Annotated in this window: 16 protein-coding genes; 10 read left to right on the forward strand and 6 right to left on the reverse strand. The window is 63.3% G+C overall.

Features of this window, described 5'->3' with window-relative positions; genetic code table 11:
• Positions 1 to 26: 26 nt before the first annotated feature.
• Positions 27 to 1,232 carry an acyl-CoA dehydrogenase family protein gene (locus ASU23_RS19935; protein WP_003942363.1) on the reverse strand — a complete coding sequence of 402 codons (1,206 nt, stop codon included), beginning with the start codon at positions 1,230 to 1,232 and terminating at the stop codon, positions 27 to 29.
• A 27-nt stretch (positions 1,233 to 1,259) separates the two neighbouring features.
• Positions 1,260 to 2,708, reverse strand: coding sequence for an acyl-CoA dehydrogenase family protein (locus ASU23_RS19940; RefSeq protein WP_003942317.1), 1,449 nt, complete (start codon positions 2,706 to 2,708; stop codon positions 1,260 to 1,262).
• Between the two features lie 103 nt (positions 2,709 to 2,811).
• Between ASU23_RS19940 and ASU23_RS19945 the strand changes: the two genes are divergently transcribed.
• A complete protein-coding gene (locus ASU23_RS19945) occupies positions 2,812 to 3,957 on the forward strand; it encodes a sensor histidine kinase (RefSeq protein WP_047271658.1) in 1,146 nt (381 codons plus the stop codon).
• Positions 3,954 to 4,592 (forward strand): response regulator transcription factor, encoded by a 639-nt coding sequence (locus ASU23_RS19950; RefSeq protein ID WP_042450085.1) that lies wholly within the window; start codon positions 3,954 to 3,956, stop codon positions 4,590 to 4,592. The genes ASU23_RS19945 and ASU23_RS19950 overlap by 4 nt, the downstream gene beginning before the upstream one ends.
• Here the strand turns inward: ASU23_RS19950 and ASU23_RS19955 are convergent.
• The 3 genes from ASU23_RS19955 to ASU23_RS19965 all read right to left on the reverse strand — a co-directional run bounded on the left by ASU23_RS19955 (position 4,586) and on the right by ASU23_RS19965 (position 7,557).
• Positions 4,586 to 6,124, reverse strand: a complete 1,539-nt coding sequence (locus ASU23_RS19955) for a multicopper oxidase family protein (protein ID WP_058038577.1) — start codon at positions 6,122 to 6,124, stop codon at positions 4,586 to 4,588. The two genes, ASU23_RS19950 and ASU23_RS19955, sit on opposite strands and share 7 nt — an antisense overlap.
• A 136-nt stretch (positions 6,125 to 6,260) precedes the next feature.
• The gene (gene hisN / locus ASU23_RS19960) at positions 6,261 to 7,043 is read right to left on the reverse strand and encodes a histidinol-phosphatase (RefSeq protein ID WP_054187613.1); all 783 of its coding nucleotides are present in this window, start codon (positions 7,041 to 7,043) and stop codon (positions 6,261 to 6,263) included.
• Positions 7,044 to 7,062: 19 nt separating this feature from the next.
• Positions 7,063 to 7,557, reverse strand: a complete 495-nt coding sequence (locus ASU23_RS19965) for a carbonic anhydrase (protein WP_058038578.1) — start codon at positions 7,555 to 7,557, stop codon at positions 7,063 to 7,065.
• 109 nt (positions 7,558 to 7,666) lie between these two features.
• Here ASU23_RS19965 and prfB point away from each other — a divergent pair, with 109 nt between their 5' ends.
• From prfB to ASU23_RS20000, 7 genes are all read left to right on the forward strand, one after another.
• Positions 7,667 to 8,773 (forward strand): peptide chain release factor 2, encoded by a 1,107-nt coding sequence (prfB, locus tag ASU23_RS19970; protein ID WP_058038579.1) that lies wholly within the window; start codon positions 7,667 to 7,669, stop codon positions 8,771 to 8,773.
• A gap of 22 nt (positions 8,774 to 8,795) precedes the next feature.
• A complete protein-coding gene (locus tag ASU23_RS19975) occupies positions 8,796 to 9,680 on the forward strand; it encodes a mechanosensitive ion channel family protein (protein WP_003942304.1) in 885 nt (294 codons plus the stop codon).
• Positions 9,677 to 10,162, forward strand: coding sequence for a hypothetical protein (locus ASU23_RS34525; protein ID WP_007731286.1), 486 nt, complete (start codon positions 9,677 to 9,679; stop codon positions 10,160 to 10,162). The genes ASU23_RS19975 and ASU23_RS34525 overlap by 4 nt, the downstream gene beginning before the upstream one ends.
• Before the next feature lie 62 nt (positions 10,163 to 10,224).
• Positions 10,225 to 10,914 carry a cell division ATP-binding protein FtsE gene (gene ftsE, locus ASU23_RS19985; protein WP_003942294.1) on the forward strand — a complete coding sequence of 230 codons (690 nt, stop codon included), beginning with the start codon at positions 10,225 to 10,227 and terminating at the stop codon, positions 10,912 to 10,914.
• Between the two features lie 81 nt (positions 10,915 to 10,995).
• Positions 10,996 to 11,901, forward strand: coding sequence for a permease-like cell division protein FtsX (ftsX, locus tag ASU23_RS19990; protein ID WP_003942367.1), 906 nt, complete (start codon positions 10,996 to 10,998; stop codon positions 11,899 to 11,901).
• Between the two features lie 76 nt (positions 11,902 to 11,977).
• Positions 11,978 to 12,451, forward strand: coding sequence for an SsrA-binding protein SmpB (smpB, locus tag ASU23_RS19995; RefSeq protein ID WP_003942330.1), 474 nt, complete (start codon positions 11,978 to 11,980; stop codon positions 12,449 to 12,451).
• An 8-nt stretch (positions 12,452 to 12,459) separates the two neighbouring features.
• Complete coding sequence (locus ASU23_RS20000; protein WP_075832889.1) at positions 12,460 to 13,317, forward strand: DMT family transporter; 858 nt, start codon at positions 12,460 to 12,462, stop codon at positions 13,315 to 13,317.
• Between the two features lie 36 nt (positions 13,318 to 13,353).
• Here ASU23_RS20000 and ASU23_RS20005 read toward each other — a convergent pair whose 3' ends face one another.
• Positions 13,354 to 13,938 carry a helix-turn-helix domain-containing protein gene (locus ASU23_RS20005; protein ID WP_058038580.1) on the reverse strand — a complete coding sequence of 195 codons (585 nt, stop codon included), beginning with the start codon at positions 13,936 to 13,938 and terminating at the stop codon, positions 13,354 to 13,356.
• A gap of 65 nt (positions 13,939 to 14,003) precedes the next feature.
• Here ASU23_RS20005 and ASU23_RS20010 point away from each other — a divergent pair, with 65 nt between their 5' ends.
• Complete coding sequence (locus ASU23_RS20010) at positions 14,004 to 14,951, forward strand: NAD(P)/FAD-dependent oxidoreductase (protein ID WP_058038834.1); 948 nt, start codon at positions 14,004 to 14,006, stop codon at positions 14,949 to 14,951.
• Positions 14,952 to 14,954: the final 3 nt, after the last annotated feature.

Raw genomic sequence — 14,954 nt, forward strand, 5'->3', positions numbered from 1 at the left:
CACAATCATTTCTAGCGTCTGAACTGCTATTTCAGTTCGGCGGACGACTTTCCGAGCAGGCGGCGTGCGACGATCAGCTGCTGGATCTGCTGGGTGCCCTCGAAGATGTCGAGAATCTTCGAGTCGCGGCCCCACTTCTCGAGCAACGGGCGCTGCGAGTAGCCGTAAGTGCCGGCCAACTCGACTGCCTTGAGCGTCACGTCGGTGCCGGTGCGGCCGGCCTTCGCCTTGGACATGGACGCTTCGAGCGAGTTCGGCTTCTTGTTGTCGGCCATCCACGCCGCGCGCAGAGACAGCAGGTACGCGGCCTCCCAGTCGGCTTCCAAACGGATGAACTCGGCTGCAGCTGCATGCTGGTTGTAGACCGGTGTGTCGTAGGAGATCTCGACACCGGCTTCGGTCAGGATGCCGCGCAGTTCTTCGAGAGCTGCGCGTCCGACGCCGACGGCCATGGCTGCAACGAGGGGCCGGGTGTTGTCGAACGTCTGCATGACGCCGGCAAAGCCCTGCTCCACGTTGACCTCCGGGCTGCCGAGGATGTTGTCCGCGGGAATGCGGCAATCCTGGAGCAGGAGTACTGCGGTGTCGGAGGCCTTGATGCCCAGCTTGTGCTCGAGGCGAGCAACGCTCAGGCCCGGTGCGTCACGCGGAACGACGAACGACTTGATGGCCGCTCGGCCCTTCGACTTGTCGACCGACGCCCACACGACGATGTGCGTCGAACGCTCACCGGCGGTGACGAAGATCTTCTCGCCGTTGAGAACCCACTCGTCGCCGTCGAGAACGGCGGTGGTGGTCACGGCGGCGGAGTCGGAACCGAAGCTCGGTTCGGTGATGGCCATCGAGGCCCACACTTTGCCGAAACGTTCGAGCTGTTCGTCGGTTGACACTGCGGCGATCGCGGCGTTGCCGAGCCCCTGGTAGGGGATCGAGAGCATGAGTCCGACGTCGCCCCAAGACGTTTCGAGCGAGTTGAGGAGCGCAGACATGTTGCCGCCGTTGGCGTTGCCGCCCTTGGCGCTCGCGTCGGACCGTCCGCCGCTGGCACCGCCGATGTCTCCACCGGAATCGGAGAGGCCTTCGACCATGGCGGCCATGGTGTCGAGCTCGACGGGATACTCGTGCTCAGCGAGATCGTACTTACGTGAAATGGGTCGGAAGATCTGCGCCGCGACCTGATGTGCCTGGTTCGCTGATGCTTTGAGCTTCTTGGGAAGTTCGAGGTTGATCATCGTGGTTCTCCTGGAAGTTCAGCGGCGTCAGATGAGGACGATGCCCTCGGCAACGCCGATGGCACGGAGGTCGCGGTACCAGCGCTCGACCGGGTGTTCCTTGGTGAACCCGTGTCCACCGAGGAGTTGCACACCGTCGAGGCCGATCTGCATGCCCTTCTCGGAAGCCAGCTTCCGGGCCAGAGCGGATTCGCGAGCGAAAGACAAGCCCTGCTCGGCGCGTGAAGCGCCCCGAAGCGTGACCAGGCGCAGTCCGTCGAGTTCGATGCCGATGTTGGCGACCATGAAGGCAACCGCCTGGCGGTGGCTGATCGGCTCGCCGAACGCTTCGCGCTCGTTGACGTACGGAATCACGTAGTCGAGAACTGCCTGGCTGGTTCCGACGGCCATGGACGCCCAACCGAGGCGAGCCAGGCGAATCGCGTCGGCGTATTCGGCCTTGCGCTGCTCGGCGTCACCGTCGCCGAGCAGTGCGGACTCCGACACAGCGACATCGGTGAGGATCAGGCGACCCAGGCCGGCGGCGCGCAGTCCCATGCTGGGATCTGCTTCGACGACGAGTCCCTTGGTGTCGGATTCGACGATGAAGAAGGACGGCTTGCCGTCGAGTTCTGCGGCGATGACGAAGAGCTCGGACGTAGCCGCGGCGGGCACCAAGCTCTTGACGCCGTTGAGCTTGTAGCCGCTGGGGGAGCGAACTGCCTTGGTCTGCAGGGCGAACGGATCGAACAGTGCGCGTGGTTCGTTGACCACCACTGCTGCGCCGGGGACCTGCTCGCCGGTGAAGGCCGGAAGGTAGGTCTTCTGCTGCGCGTCGGTGCCCCACTGCGTCAGTGCGACTGCAACGCCGCTGGGTGCGAGGATCGGAAGTGCAAGTCCCATGTCTCCGTGCGCAAGTGCCTCGGCAACAAGCGAATTGGTGACTGCGCCGCGGTCGGCAGCTGCTCCGTCGAGTTCTTCGGGAACGTTGATCAGCGTGATGCCGAGCTCGGCTGCGCGCTTGGAGAGATCGGCGGGTGCCTGCGCTGCGCCGTCGGCGTCGTGCGCTGCGGGACGCAGGATCTCGGCCGCGAACTCGCGCACGGTCTCGACGATCATCTTCTGGTCGTCGTCGGGGGTCAGATCGAAGTAGTCGGCGTTCTTGCTCGGGTTGTCGGGCAGGCGCTTGGGTGCGCCGTTGCCCGAGACCTTCTGGAATCCTCGAGTGGCGGCACCCAGGGTTTTGAAGCCCGTCTTGGTGCCCTCGTAGGTCACGCGATCGATGGTCTGACGCAGATTGAACTTCTCGGCCAGTTCCGAACCGGTGATCTTGGTAAGCACACGCATGGCTGCGCCCATGGCGTCGCGTTTGATCGGGTTCAGGCCGACGGCGGACGTGTCGCGGGGCGCACCCTTGGCGCCGCCGCGCTGCGCGCCCGATTCGCTGCGCTGAGCGCTCTTGTCGGGGGCAACACTGTCTTGCTTGGTCATGATCACCAGCTGTTTCTCGGTGTTGGGGCGTTGGACGATCCTTATCTTACTCATCAGTAAGGTCTGTTGTCGAGAAACCGCGAAATGATGCGCGTCATAGGCTCGAGGGGTGAACCGGACAGAGGTGCCAGATCGGATACAGCGGTACGTGCGCTACACGCCGTTGGTGGTGGTCCCGTGCCTGTTGATCGCCAGCACGTATCCGGGGGAGTATCGAGTTCCCCTCACCTACTGGATTCTGTCGATGCTGTCGGCGCTCGCCTTCGCCGTCGGCCGTCGATGGCCGGTCTTCGCGTCCCTGGTCATCTCGGCGCTCGCCGTTCCGATGTTCGTCGCCGACGCCTGGGGGCTGTCCGAGCTTGTTCCGTATCTCGGGGCGGTCGCCGTCGTCGACGTCACGATGCGGGCCGAGCGTAGAGAAATGGTTGCCGTATCGGCAGCAGGATGGTGCGGTTCGGTGCTCGCGGGTATCTGGTTCGAATCTCACGAAGCGTTCTGGTCTGTCACGACGGCTGTGAAAGTGCTTGCGTACGTGGGGTTGCCACTGCTGCTCGGGCTGTATCTACGCTCGCAGCGTGAATTGGCCGCGAACAATCTTGCGCAGACCCGCGCTGCGGAGCGCAGTGCGCTCGCCCGCGAACTGCACGACCTGGTTGCGCACCACATGGCATCGATCGTCCTGAGAATCGGCGTGGCTCAACATGTCTTGGCGCCCCAGGACGAGGCCGTGCGTGAGGTCCTCGCGGATGTGCGTGGGACTGCGTCCGATGCGCTGGCCGATATCCGTCGCCTCCTGGTCGCACTTCGTGATCCTTCGCTCGGTGAGGTCGCTCTGGTCGAGCCGGATGCCGTCGAGGCGGAAATCGAGGCGGCGATAGATCGTGTGCGTGCGGCGGGTTTCGAGGTGCAGGCAGTCTTCGATGCCCAGGAGAATGTCGAGTCAGGCGCAGCCGATCTCGACGCGATCGGGAGGCTGACGTTGTTGCGGGTGATTCAGGAATCACTGACCAACGTCATGAAGCATGGCGACAAGAAGGGGCTGGTATCGGTCTCGGTCGGTCGCGAAGACAACCGGGTGCATGTCAGGGTTGTCAACGACGTCGAGGGATCGCCTCGGAGTGCAGGTCATGGCCTGGTGGGAATGCAGGAGCGTGCGGAGTTGGTCGGCGGCGAGATGACCGCGGGCACCAACAGTGACGGGAAATGGGAAGTGCACGTGAGTATTCCACTCGTTGTCTCGGGCGATGTCTCGTGATCAGCGTGCTGATCGTCGACGACCAGCGACTTGTGCGCGCCGGTTTGCGGATGCTGTGCGCGGCAGCCGAGGACATGACCGTGGCCGGTGAGGCGTCGAACGGCGTCGAGGCGGTAGCGCTCGCTGCAGAATTGGATCCCGACGTGATTCTGATGGACTTGAGAATGCCCGGGCTGGACGGGATCGGCGCCACGCAGCAGATCGTCAAGGCCGGTCGTCGAGCGCGCATCCTCGTGCTGACCACCTTCGACGACGACGATCATCTGTATCCCGCACTCGCCGCGGGGGCTTCGGGATTCTTCGTCAAGGACACCGAACCCGCCGAGTTGCTCGGTGCCATTCGGCGGATCGCCGAGGGCGAGATGGTGTTCACTCCGGAACTTCTCCGCCGCGTTGTGGATCGAGCGGTGATCGGTGGTATCGCAGACACTGCTGTGACGGAGAAGGTTCCGTTGACCGATCGCGAATCGCAGGTCCTCGCGCTGGTGGCAGAAGGGAAGAGCAATCAGGAGATCGCGGACACGCTGCATCTCGGTGTCACCACGGTGAAGACGCACGTGGCGAACCTGATGTCGAAGACCGGTTGCGACAATCGGGTTCGCCTCGCCGTGTACCACTTGCAGAACTTTCAGTGACCGGAGTGCGAACCAGACGAAGGCATCGGCATGTCCATCGGCATGTCCATCTGCATCGGAGCCGCCTTCTGCCCCGGTTCGAGGACGAGGAATTGGCCCATCATCCCTTGGTCCTCGTGCATCAGCAGGTGGCAGTGGAACATGTACGGGAAGGTGGGATCGGTGTACTCGGACCACTGCAGCGCGACGCGAATCCTACTGCCCGGTGGTGTGTAAACAGTGTCCTTGAGTCCTCGTAAGTGAGGCGGAGGAGTGCGACCGTCGACGTCGAGGATCTGGAACTGTACGTCGTGGACATGGAAATTGTGTGGCCAGTTGTCCTTGTTGGTGATCGTCCACACCTCGGTCGCGCCGACCTCGGCCTCGAAGTCGATGCGGTTCATGTCCATTCGTTGCCCGTTGATCATGTACCACTGCAGATCGAAGGTTCGGGAAACGCTTGCCTTCGACGGATCCAGACTCGGCAGTACGGCCAACTGCGCCGGGAGAGTCGACCGTGACGCGCGGCTGGCAACGCCCCGCAGTTCGAGGATGTCGAAGCGGTCGTTCATGCCGAAGTTCTCGGCGTCGGAGGAACTCACGCCACCGCCGTCCTCGATCGGGAACGACACCAGTGTGGTCGTCGCACCGGGGTCGACGCGAACCACGATCTCGGCTCGTTCGCCGGGGCTGAGCTGAATCCGCTTGATCGCAATAGGTGATTCGAGCAGTCCGCCGTCGGTGGCAATCAGATCGAACGTGCGGTCGTCGGGGAACCCCAGGTTGTAGAGACGGCCGGAAGAGCCGTTCAGAATGCGTAACCGGACGACCCCGGTGGTGACGTCGAGGTAGGCGTCGGAGATGCCGTTGGTGACGATCGTGTCGCCGAGCAGGCCTATGTCGGTCGGATCCGATTCGTCGAAGCTGCCGTCGGCGAGGAATCGACGATCCTGGATGATCAGCGGAACATCCTCGACACCATAGGTTTTGGGGATGTCCAACGCCCGCGTGTCGGCGTCGTCGATCAGGAACAGTCCGGCGAGACCGCGCTGCACGTGCCGTTCGGTGGATCCGTGCGGGTGTGGGTGATACCAGAGCGTCGACGCCGACTGGCCGATCGTCCACGCCGGTTCCCAGCGTCCGCCGGCTTCGATGGTCTGGTGCGGGCCGCCGTCGTATCGGGCGGGCAGATGCATGCCGTGCCAATGGACGGTCGTGGGCTCTGCCAGTGTGTTGTCGATCGTGAATGCGACAGATTCTCCGCGTTCGGCGCGGACGGTCGGCCCCAGAATGGATCCGTTGAAACCCCAAGTGTCGGTGAGTTTTCCCGCGACGATCTCGGTGGTCCCGGCACCGGCACGAAGTGTGAAGTGGCGAACACCTGCGTCGTCGACGGTGGATTCGGCAAGCGGCGGAATCGGTAGCGGACGCGAAGTTCCGGCCACCGCCAACGTGGCGCTCTTCGCTGCCGGGTCGGCGCCGCAGCCCACCGCGAGCCCGAGGGGCGCTGCGGCCAGACCGAACAGAATCGTGCGCCTGGAAATCCGGTTCATCGTTCTCCTGGAAGTAGTGCGTGATCAACTACTTCCAGTCAACGGGCCGAGATGTCGTGCCGAATCCTGCCGACGGGCCTGTCGGAACTCCTCCCTCGGACCCTTGCGGCGGGTGGGATGTTCTGGTACTCGGGTGTTACCGCAGGCGGGCCAGAACGTCTTCGTGCAGCAGTCCGTTGGTGGCGACCGCGCTGCCGCCGTGCGGACCTGCGCCGCCGTCCAGATCGGTGAACGCGCCGCCGGCCTCACGGACCAATACGTCGAGCGCTGCCAGATCCCACAGCGACACCTCGGGTTCGGCAGCAATGTCGACGGCGCCTTCGGCCACGAGGCAGTAGGAGAAGAAGTCCCCGTAACCGCGCACGCGCCAGACGTCGTCGGTGAGTTCGACGAACTGATCGCGAATTCCGCGGTCCTTCCACCCCGAGAGGCTCGAGAAGCTCAGGCTCGCTGACTCGCTGCGATCGACGGCGGATACCTGGATCGCCCGCGCATCACTGTCCCCGAAGGAAGTATGTGCACCCAAACCTGTTGCAGCCCACCATCGCCGATTCAGTGCAGGTGCGCTCACGACGCCGATGACCGGGACGCCGTCCTCGAGCAAGCTGATCAGCGTGGCCCACACCGGTACGTTGCGGACGAAGTTCTTGGTCCCGTCGATGGGGTCGACCACCCACTGTCTGCCCTCGAAGACTGCGTCGCCGCCGAATTCCTCGCCGAGTACGGAATCCGTAGGACGATGCTCACCGAGCGTCGCGCGCACTGCTCGCTCGACAGCCAGATCGGCGTCGGAGACGGGGGTGAGGTCCGGCTTGTCGTCCACTCGAAGGTCGAGGGCGCCGAAGCGGGCGCGAGTGATCGCGTCAGCCTCGTCGGCGATACGGAGGGCGAGTGCGAGGTCGGATGCGCGATCGGTCACGGGTACACAACCTACCGGCTCAATCGGGGAGGACCTCGTTCAGCTTTCCGGTTGCGACGTCGAAGACGAATCCGCGTAGGGAGGTCGTCGCGGTGACGAACGGACTGTTCTCGATGCGCTTCAACGACTGACGGACGTCCTCGTCGATGTCGGGAAACGATTCGGCAGCCCAATTTGGTTTGATGCCGATCTCGTCCTGGATGGATCGCTTGAAGTCGTCGTCGGTGAACGTCAGCATTCCGCAGTCGGTGTGGTGGATGAGGATGATCTCGGTAGTTCCCAGCAGACGCTGGCTGATGGCCAGGGATCGGATCTCGTCGTCGGTGACGACTCCACCCGCATTGCGGATGACGTGCGATTCGCCTTCCTTGATTCCCAGCACCCGATAGACGTCGATGCGGGCGTCCATGCAGGCGAGTACGGCGACGTGTTTGCTGGGTGGGAGGGGGAGCGGTACGGTGAACTGCTCGGCGTAGGCGGCGTTGTTCTGCAGGTATTCGTCGGTGACAGTCATCGTTCCAGTAGGTTCCCTCGGAGCGAGGTTGGCAAGGCTTCCAGTCCCGGTGATCCCAATACGTGACGGGCGGCAGGGCCGAGGTCGGCACCCGGTAGCCTTGAGAACCGTGCATCCCGACGTAATTGCAGACCTGAACGCCCTCGACACCACCCTTCGCACCTGCGAATCGGTTGTGGACGTCGAGGAGCTGCGCCGACGCATCGACGAGCTCGAGCACCAGGCAGCCGACCCGGGTCTGTGGAACGACCAGGAACACGCCCAGCAGGTCACCAGCCAGCTCTCCCACGCGCAGGCCGAACTGCGGCGCATCGTGGCACTGCGCGAGCGGCTCGACGAGATGCCGATCCTCTACGAATTGGCCGAAGACGAAGGCCCCGACGCGCTGGCCGATGCCGACGCCGAGCGCGCCAGCCTGCGTGAAGACATCGCGGCGATGGAAGTCAAGACCATGCTCTCGGGCGAGTACGACGAGCGCGATGCGCTCATCAACATCCGCTCCGGTGCAGGCGGTATCGACGCTGCAGACTGGGCCGAGATGCTCATGCGTATGTACATCCGCTGGGCGGAGAAGCACGACTACGGCGTCGAGGTCTACGACACGTCGTACGCCGAAGAAGCCGGACTCAAGAGCGCGACGTTCGCGATCAAAGGCCCGTACACGTACGGCACGTTGTCCGTCGAGATGGGCACCCACCGGCTCGTTCGCATCAGCCCCTTCGACAACCAGGGGCGTCGTCAGACGTCGTTCGCCGAGGTCGAGGTACTGCCGGTCGTCGAGACGACCGACCACATCGAGATCAACGAGAACGACATCCGCGTCGACGTCTACCGCTCGTCCGGTCCCGGCGGCCAGTCGGTCAACACGACGGACTCCGCCGTTCGACTCACGCACATCCCGACGGGAATCGTCGTCACCTGTCAGAACGAGAAGTCGCAGCTCCAGAACAAGGTATCGGCGATGCGCGTCCTGCAGGCGAAGCTGCTCGCGGTCAAGCGTCAGGAAGAGCGCGCCGAGATGGATGCGCTCAAGGGCGACAGCGGCAGCTCGTGGGGCAACCAGATGCGCTCCTATGTTCTGCATCCGTACCAGATGGTCAAGGACCTGCGTACCGAGTACGAGGTCAACAACCCGTCGGCAGTGCTCGACGGCGACATCGACGGGTTCCTCGAGGCCGGCATCCGCTGGCGCATGAGCGAGAACCAGTCCGCATAGCGTTCGGATACCGAAAGGCACGATGACTTTACTTCGACCTGGGCAGAACCTGCTCGATTGGCTTCAAACCACCGGTTTGTCCGTCCTCATGACCGTGCTCGGGGCGATGATTCTCGCCCGGTTGGTCAGTTGGGGAGGCAACAAGGTCACCGACCAGATCGACTCCAACTATCAGTTGGGCGATGCGCTGGTTCGTTCCGAGGCGACCAAGCATCGTCACTCGGTCGCGCAGGTCATCACCTGGGTGGTCATCACGTTCATCTACGTGATCGCGACGCTGAAGGTTCTCGACCAACTGAACCTGCCGATCGGAAGTCTCGTCGCGCCGGCGACCGTTCTCGGTGCCGCGCTCGGTTTCGGTGCACAGCGCGTCGTGCAGGACATTCTTGCCGGTTTCTTCATCATCACCGAACGTCAGTACGGCTTCGGTGACACCGTGCGACTTGCGATCACCGGCTCCTCCGACGACGCCGAGGGTGTCATCGAGGACGTGACCCTGCGCGTGACGCGAATGCGGAACTCCGACGGCGAGGTCATCACCGTTCCCAACGGGCAGATCGTGAAAGCGACCAACCTGTCCAAGGATTGGGCACGCGCCGTCATCGACGTTCCGGTTCCGGCGACCGCCGATCTCACCCGGGTCAACGAGGTGCTTCGCCAGGTCGGAGTCGACGCGATGGCCGACCGCGGACTCAAGAAACTGCTGCTCGACGAGCCCACGGTCATGGGCGTCGAAAGCCTGGAGGTCGATCAGGTCAACGTGCGGATGGTCGCGCGCACACTCCCTGGCAAACAGTTCCAGGTCGGACGCGCTCTTCGCGTCCGCGTCGCCGCAGCACTGCGACGTCAGGGGATCACGGTGTCACCGGATCTGCACACCGTACGGACCGAGGAGGCGAGCGAATGACCGATCAGGAACCGCGCCGCGGACTCGACCGACTGTTTCACCTGGACTGGCTCCCGTCCCGGATTTTCGGCGGGCGGATGCGAACCTCTACCTTCATTCTCATCGTGGCGTGGATATTGACGTATCTGTTGCATACGTATCTCAATCCTGAGGACCCGACCGCAGTGACACCACCGCCCAGCGTGGACACGTCGCAGACCGAGCCTTACGTCGCGCCCTCGGTCAAACCGTCGACGACGACCCCCGTGCCGTCCTCGACCGAGCCGACGACTACGTCCGAGACCCAGTCTCCGGAATCGAGCACGGGCAGCTCAGGTTCTCCGACTCCGACTTCGGGTCCCGCGCCTGCGCCGGGCAACGCCGAACAGTCCGCGACCACGGTGCCGACCACTCCGGCGACGACGACCGTTCCCCAACCTGGCGCGGCGATGCAGGCACCGACGTCTGTGCCGCAGTCACCCGCGACCACCGGTACCGGATAAGGACGAGGGTGCTCGCGCGTGGCGCCAAGGTCACCGTTAGATAACGGCTAGACTGGCTAGTTGTGATCAGCATGAAGAATGTGTCGAAGTCCTACAAGGCCTCCACCAGGCCGGCGCTCGACAAGGTCAGTGTGGAGGTGGAGAAGGGGGAGTTCGTCTTCCTCATCGGCCCCTCCGGCTCCGGCAAATCGACGTTCATGCGGTTGCTGCTCAAGATGGAGTCGCCTACGTCCGGCGACATCGAGGTCGCGGATTTCCACGTCAACAAGTTGGCGGCCCGCCGCGTGCCGAAGCTTCGCCAGAGCATGGGCTGTGTGTTCCAGGACTTCCGCTTGCTTCAGCAGAAGACGGTCTCCGAGAACGTGGCCTTTGCGTTGGAAGTCATCGGCAAGCCCCGCAACGTCATCGCGCGCACTGTGCCCGAGGTTCTCGACATGGTCGGTCTGGCCGGCAAAGCCGATCGACTGCCCACCGAACTTTCCGGCGGTGAGCAGCAGCGCGTCGCCATCGCCCGCGCATTCGTGAACCGCCCTCTCGTGCTGCTCGCCGACGAGCCCACCGGCAACCTGGACCCCGAAACGAGCCAGGACATCATGCTGCTGCTCGAGCGGATCAACCGCACCGGCACCACCGTCGTGATGGCGACCCACGATCACCACATCGTCGACTCCATGCGTCGACGCGTCATCGAACTCGATCTCGGCAAGGTGACCAGAGACGAAGCGCGGGGTGTGTACGGCGTCGGCAGGTAGCGCCGACTACGACCACACGTCCCGTACGCCCACCGGTTGTCGTGAAACAACCGGCCTCTCGAAAAGGAATCGGATTCCCCGATGCGCGCCAGCTTTATTTTCAGCGAAGTCCTGACCGGCCTACGCCGCAACATCACGATGACCATCGCCATGATCTTGACGACGGCGATCTCCCTCGGACTCTTCGGCGGCGGTCTGCTGGTCGTGCAGATGGCAGGCAAGACCCAGCAGATCTTCCTCGAACGCGTCGAGGTGCAGATCTTCCTGACCGACGACATCTCTTCGGCCGATCCCGGTTGCGAGCAGGAGATCTGCAGTTCGTTGCGCAAGGAACTCGAGCAGACTCCGTCCGTCGTCGCGGTTCAGTACCTCAACCGCGAAGACGCCGTGAAGGACGCCACCGAGCGCGTCTTCAAGGACCAGCCCGAACTGGCAGCCCTGGTGAGCCCGGACAGCTTCCCGGCGTCGTTCAAGGTCAAGCTCAGTGACCCGGAGCGGTTCGGCGTCATCAACGACACCTTCGGTTCGAGGCCCGGCGTCGAGAGTGTGCTCAATCAGCGCGAGTTGGTGGACCGACTGTTCAGCGTCCTCGGTGGCGTGCGCAACGCAGCGTTCGCGATCGCGATCGTCCAGGCGATAGCGGCCATCCTGCTGATCGCCAACATGGTCCAGATCGCCGCGTTCACGCGTCGCACCGAGGTCAACATCATGCGGTTGGTCGGCGCGACGCGTTGGTACACCCAGCTTCCGTTCCTCCTCGAAGCCGTCGTGGCGGCCTTGATCGGTGCGGTGCTCGCCATCGCCGGACTGTTCACGGCGAAGAACGTCTTCATCGACGGGGTCCTGTCCGACGTCTACGAAGCAAACATCGTGGCGCGGATCTCCAACAGTGACGTGCTGTTCGTCTCGCCGATCCTCGTACTTGCCGGTGTCGGAATGGCCGCGGTGACGGCGTACGTGACGCTGCGTCTGTACGTCCGCGAATAATCGGTTTGCACGAGCTTCTATGCTGGAACAGCAAGAACCATTCGACAGCAAGACAGCGGACTGAGAGGCCCGGACAGTGAAGGAAAAGGGCCGCAAGGTCATTGCGACCAATCGCAAAGCACGCCACAACTACACGATCATCGACACCTACGAGGCCGGCATCGCTCTCGTCGGGACCGAGGTCAAGAGTCTGCGTGAAGGCAAGGCGTCGCTCGTCGACGCGTTCGCCACGGTGGACAACGGCGAAGTGTGGTTGCGCTCGTTGCACATTCCGGAGTACACGCAAGGCACGTGGAACAACCATTCGCCACGTCGTACCCGAAAGCTCCTGCTGCACAAGCGTGAGATCGAGCACCTCGTCGGCAAGACCCGCGAGGGAAACCAGACGCTGGTCCCGCTGTCGATGTACTTCAACGACGGCAAGGTCAAGGTCGAACTCGCACTGGCAAAGGGTAAGCAGGACTACGACAAGCGCCAGGACATGGCCAAGCGCACCGCCGAGCGCGAGGTGACCCGCGAGCTCGGTCGTCGTATCAAGGGCATGCGCTGACCTCCATCCTGCTTGCCCTCGTGGCGGCAGTTGCCTACGGAGTCAGCGACTTCGTCGGGGGAGTTGCGTCACGACGAGTTGCCGCACTGCGTGTGGTGATCGTCTCGTATCCGCTCTCGCTCGTCATCGTTCTGATCGCAGCACCTTTCGTATCCGGGACGCTGACGCTGAACGGTTTGATCTGGGGCGCGATCGCGGGCGTCACGAGTGGTCTGGCGGTCTGGTGGTTCTATCTCGCGCTGGCAACCGGCCCCATGTCGGTGGTCTCGCCGCTGACAGCTGTTCTGGTGGCGGGCATTCCGGTGCTCGTCGGCTTCGCTTTCGGTGAGCGGCCGGGGTTGATCGCGTACCTGGGTATTGCCGTCGCGCTGGTCGCCGTCGTCCTGGTCAGCCGCGAGTCGCCTGACGACACCGCGGGTGAGGTTGCCGGCGGAATCACCCTCCGCTTCACCAGACAAGTGGCTCTTCTGACCGTCGGAAGCGGTGGCGCATTTGCGCTCTCGTTCATCGCACTTCACCAGATCGGCGAGGGCAGCGGGCTGTGGGCGTTGGCCGTATCTCGAGGCGCCGCGACCGTCGTGGTGTGGTTGGTCGCGCTGGCGGCCGGTCACTTCGTTCTCCCACGAGGCGAGCCACTCAAGCTCGCGGTGTACGTCAGCGTCCTCGACGTCGTCGCGAACGGGACGATGATCTACGCCTTCCAAGGCGGAATGCTCTCACTGGTCAGCGTGATCGGTTCGCTGTATCCGGCTGCGACGGTTCTGCTCGCCATGGTGATGCTGGGCGAGCGGGTAAGCCGCGTGCAACAAGCGGGAATGCTGTTGGCGCTGGCGGCAGTCGGCATGATTGCCGTCGCGGGCGCCTAGATTTTTTCGAGTTCCAGCGTTTTCAGTCCTAGCGTTTCAGCCGCGTCTGTCGGCCGGCGCTGCGCGTAGGTGAACCCGCTCGCCTTGTTTTCCGAAGAGGCTGATCGCCTCGGCCGGCCGGCCGCCGGCAGCACTGATGCGGTGCGGGATGTGCGTGTCGAACTCGGCGGCCTCGCCTGCGCCCATGATGAAATCCCGATCGCCGAGTTGGAGTCGGATGCGCCCGGACAGAACGTAGACCCACTCGTAGCCCTCGTGGGATCCCGGTTCGCGATCGTCGTCGGTGGGCGAGATGATCATCTTGTAGGCCTGCAGATTGCCGGGTTGACTGGTCAGCGGAATGACCGTCATACATCCGACCGTTCGAGGTTCTTCTCGAACGCGGGGGTCCTTGATCTTGCTGTTCACCAGGTCGTCCAACGGGACGCCGTGTGCCTTGGCAATCGGCAGCAGCAACTCCAAGTTGGCTCGGCGAGTACCGGATTCGAGTCTCGACAGTGTGCTGACGCTGATGTCGGTGGTCTCCGACAGGTCGGCCAGGGTCATCTCGGACTGCTGGCGCAACGCACGTAGGCGAGGGCCGATGCCGGCTAGTACGGCTTCGAACGATGTTTCGGTCATGCACTCATTTTGCCAAAGTGGCAACAGTGTTTGTCAAGACTGCGTTCTCTTGTCATTCTGGATTCATGACGCAGAACTCATTCGACGTAGCAGTAATCGGAGCCGGTGCGGCAGGCCTCAACGCCGCACTCATTCTCGGTCAGGCACGCAGGTCCGTGATCGTCTTCGACAACGGATCGCCACGGAACGCGGCCGCCGACCACATGAACGGATTCCTCTCCCGTGACGGCATGAACCCGGCAGAATTGTTGACCATCGGCCGAGGTGAGGTCCGCAAATTCGGCGGCGAGTTCCACGACGGCACCGTTGTCTCCGTGACACGGGACGGCGAGAAATTCTCGGTAGAACTGGCTGACGGCATCAAGATTCAGGTGCGCAAGGTGCTTGTTTCGACGGGTCTGACGGACCGCCTACCGCTAGAACTCGAAGTCTTCGGCGAGCGTTGGGGACGCGATGTGTTGCACTGCCCGTACTGCCACGGGTATGGCGTGCGTGATCAGCCGCTCGGCGTGATCGCCAAGAGCGCGGAATTTGCGATGCACCAGGCGCTCATGGTTCGCCAGTGGTCCGATGACGTGGTTCTCTTCCTTCATCGCATCACCGAACTGAGTTCCGAAGATCGGGAAAAGCTTGCGGCTCGCGGTATTTCGATCGTCGAGGGTGAGGTCACTGGTCCTGTCGTCGAGGATGATCGGTTGGTGGGCGTGCGGTTGGCCGACGGCAGTGTGGTCGCGCGTTCGGCGGTCTTTGTCGGTGGCGCCCTCACGATGGACCCCAACGATGCGATCTTGCGCGCATTCGGTGCGCAGCGCGCCGAGACGATGATGGGCGATTTCGTCACAGTCGACATGATGGGGGCCACAAGCGTGCCCGGCGTGTTCGCCGCGGGCAATGTCGTGGACCCGGGTGCCCAGGTCATCATGGCCGCAGCCGCCGGGGCGAAGGCCGGAGCGGGGATCAACATGATGTTGACCAACGACGACCTCGGGGTTGCACTCGCGCTTCGCAGTTGAATT

Origin of the sequence: Rhodococcus sp. KB6 (assembly GCF_001445685.1) — a bacterium.
Lineage (GTDB): Bacteria > Actinomycetota > Actinomycetes > Mycobacteriales > Mycobacteriaceae > Rhodococcus_F > Rhodococcus_F qingshengii.

Coding starts and splice junctions, on each gene's coding strand:
- ASU23_RS19935 (WP_003942363.1), bottom strand. CDS start 1,232: ATGATCAACCTCGAACTTCCCAAGAAGCTCAAAGCATCAGCGAACCAG.
- ASU23_RS19955 (WP_058038577.1), bottom strand. CDS start 6,124: ATGAACCGGATTTCCAGGCGCACGATTCTGTTCGGTCTGGCCGCAGCG.
- ASU23_RS19965 (WP_058038578.1), bottom strand. CDS start 7,557: ATGACTGTCACCGACGAATACCTGCAGAACAACGCCGCCTACGCCGAG.
- ASU23_RS19975 (WP_003942304.1), top strand. CDS start 8,796: ATGACTTTACTTCGACCTGGGCAGAACCTGCTCGATTGGCTTCAAACC.
- ASU23_RS34525 (WP_007731286.1), top strand. CDS start 9,677: ATGACCGATCAGGAACCGCGCCGCGGACTCGACCGACTGTTTCACCTG.
- ftsX (WP_003942367.1), top strand. CDS start 10,996: ATGCGCGCCAGCTTTATTTTCAGCGAAGTCCTGACCGGCCTACGCCGC.
- ASU23_RS20005 (WP_058038580.1), bottom strand. CDS start 13,938: ATGACCGAAACATCGTTCGAAGCCGTACTAGCCGGCATCGGCCCTCGC.
- ASU23_RS20010 (WP_058038834.1), top strand. CDS start 14,004: ATGACGCAGAACTCATTCGACGTAGCAGTAATCGGAGCCGGTGCGGCA.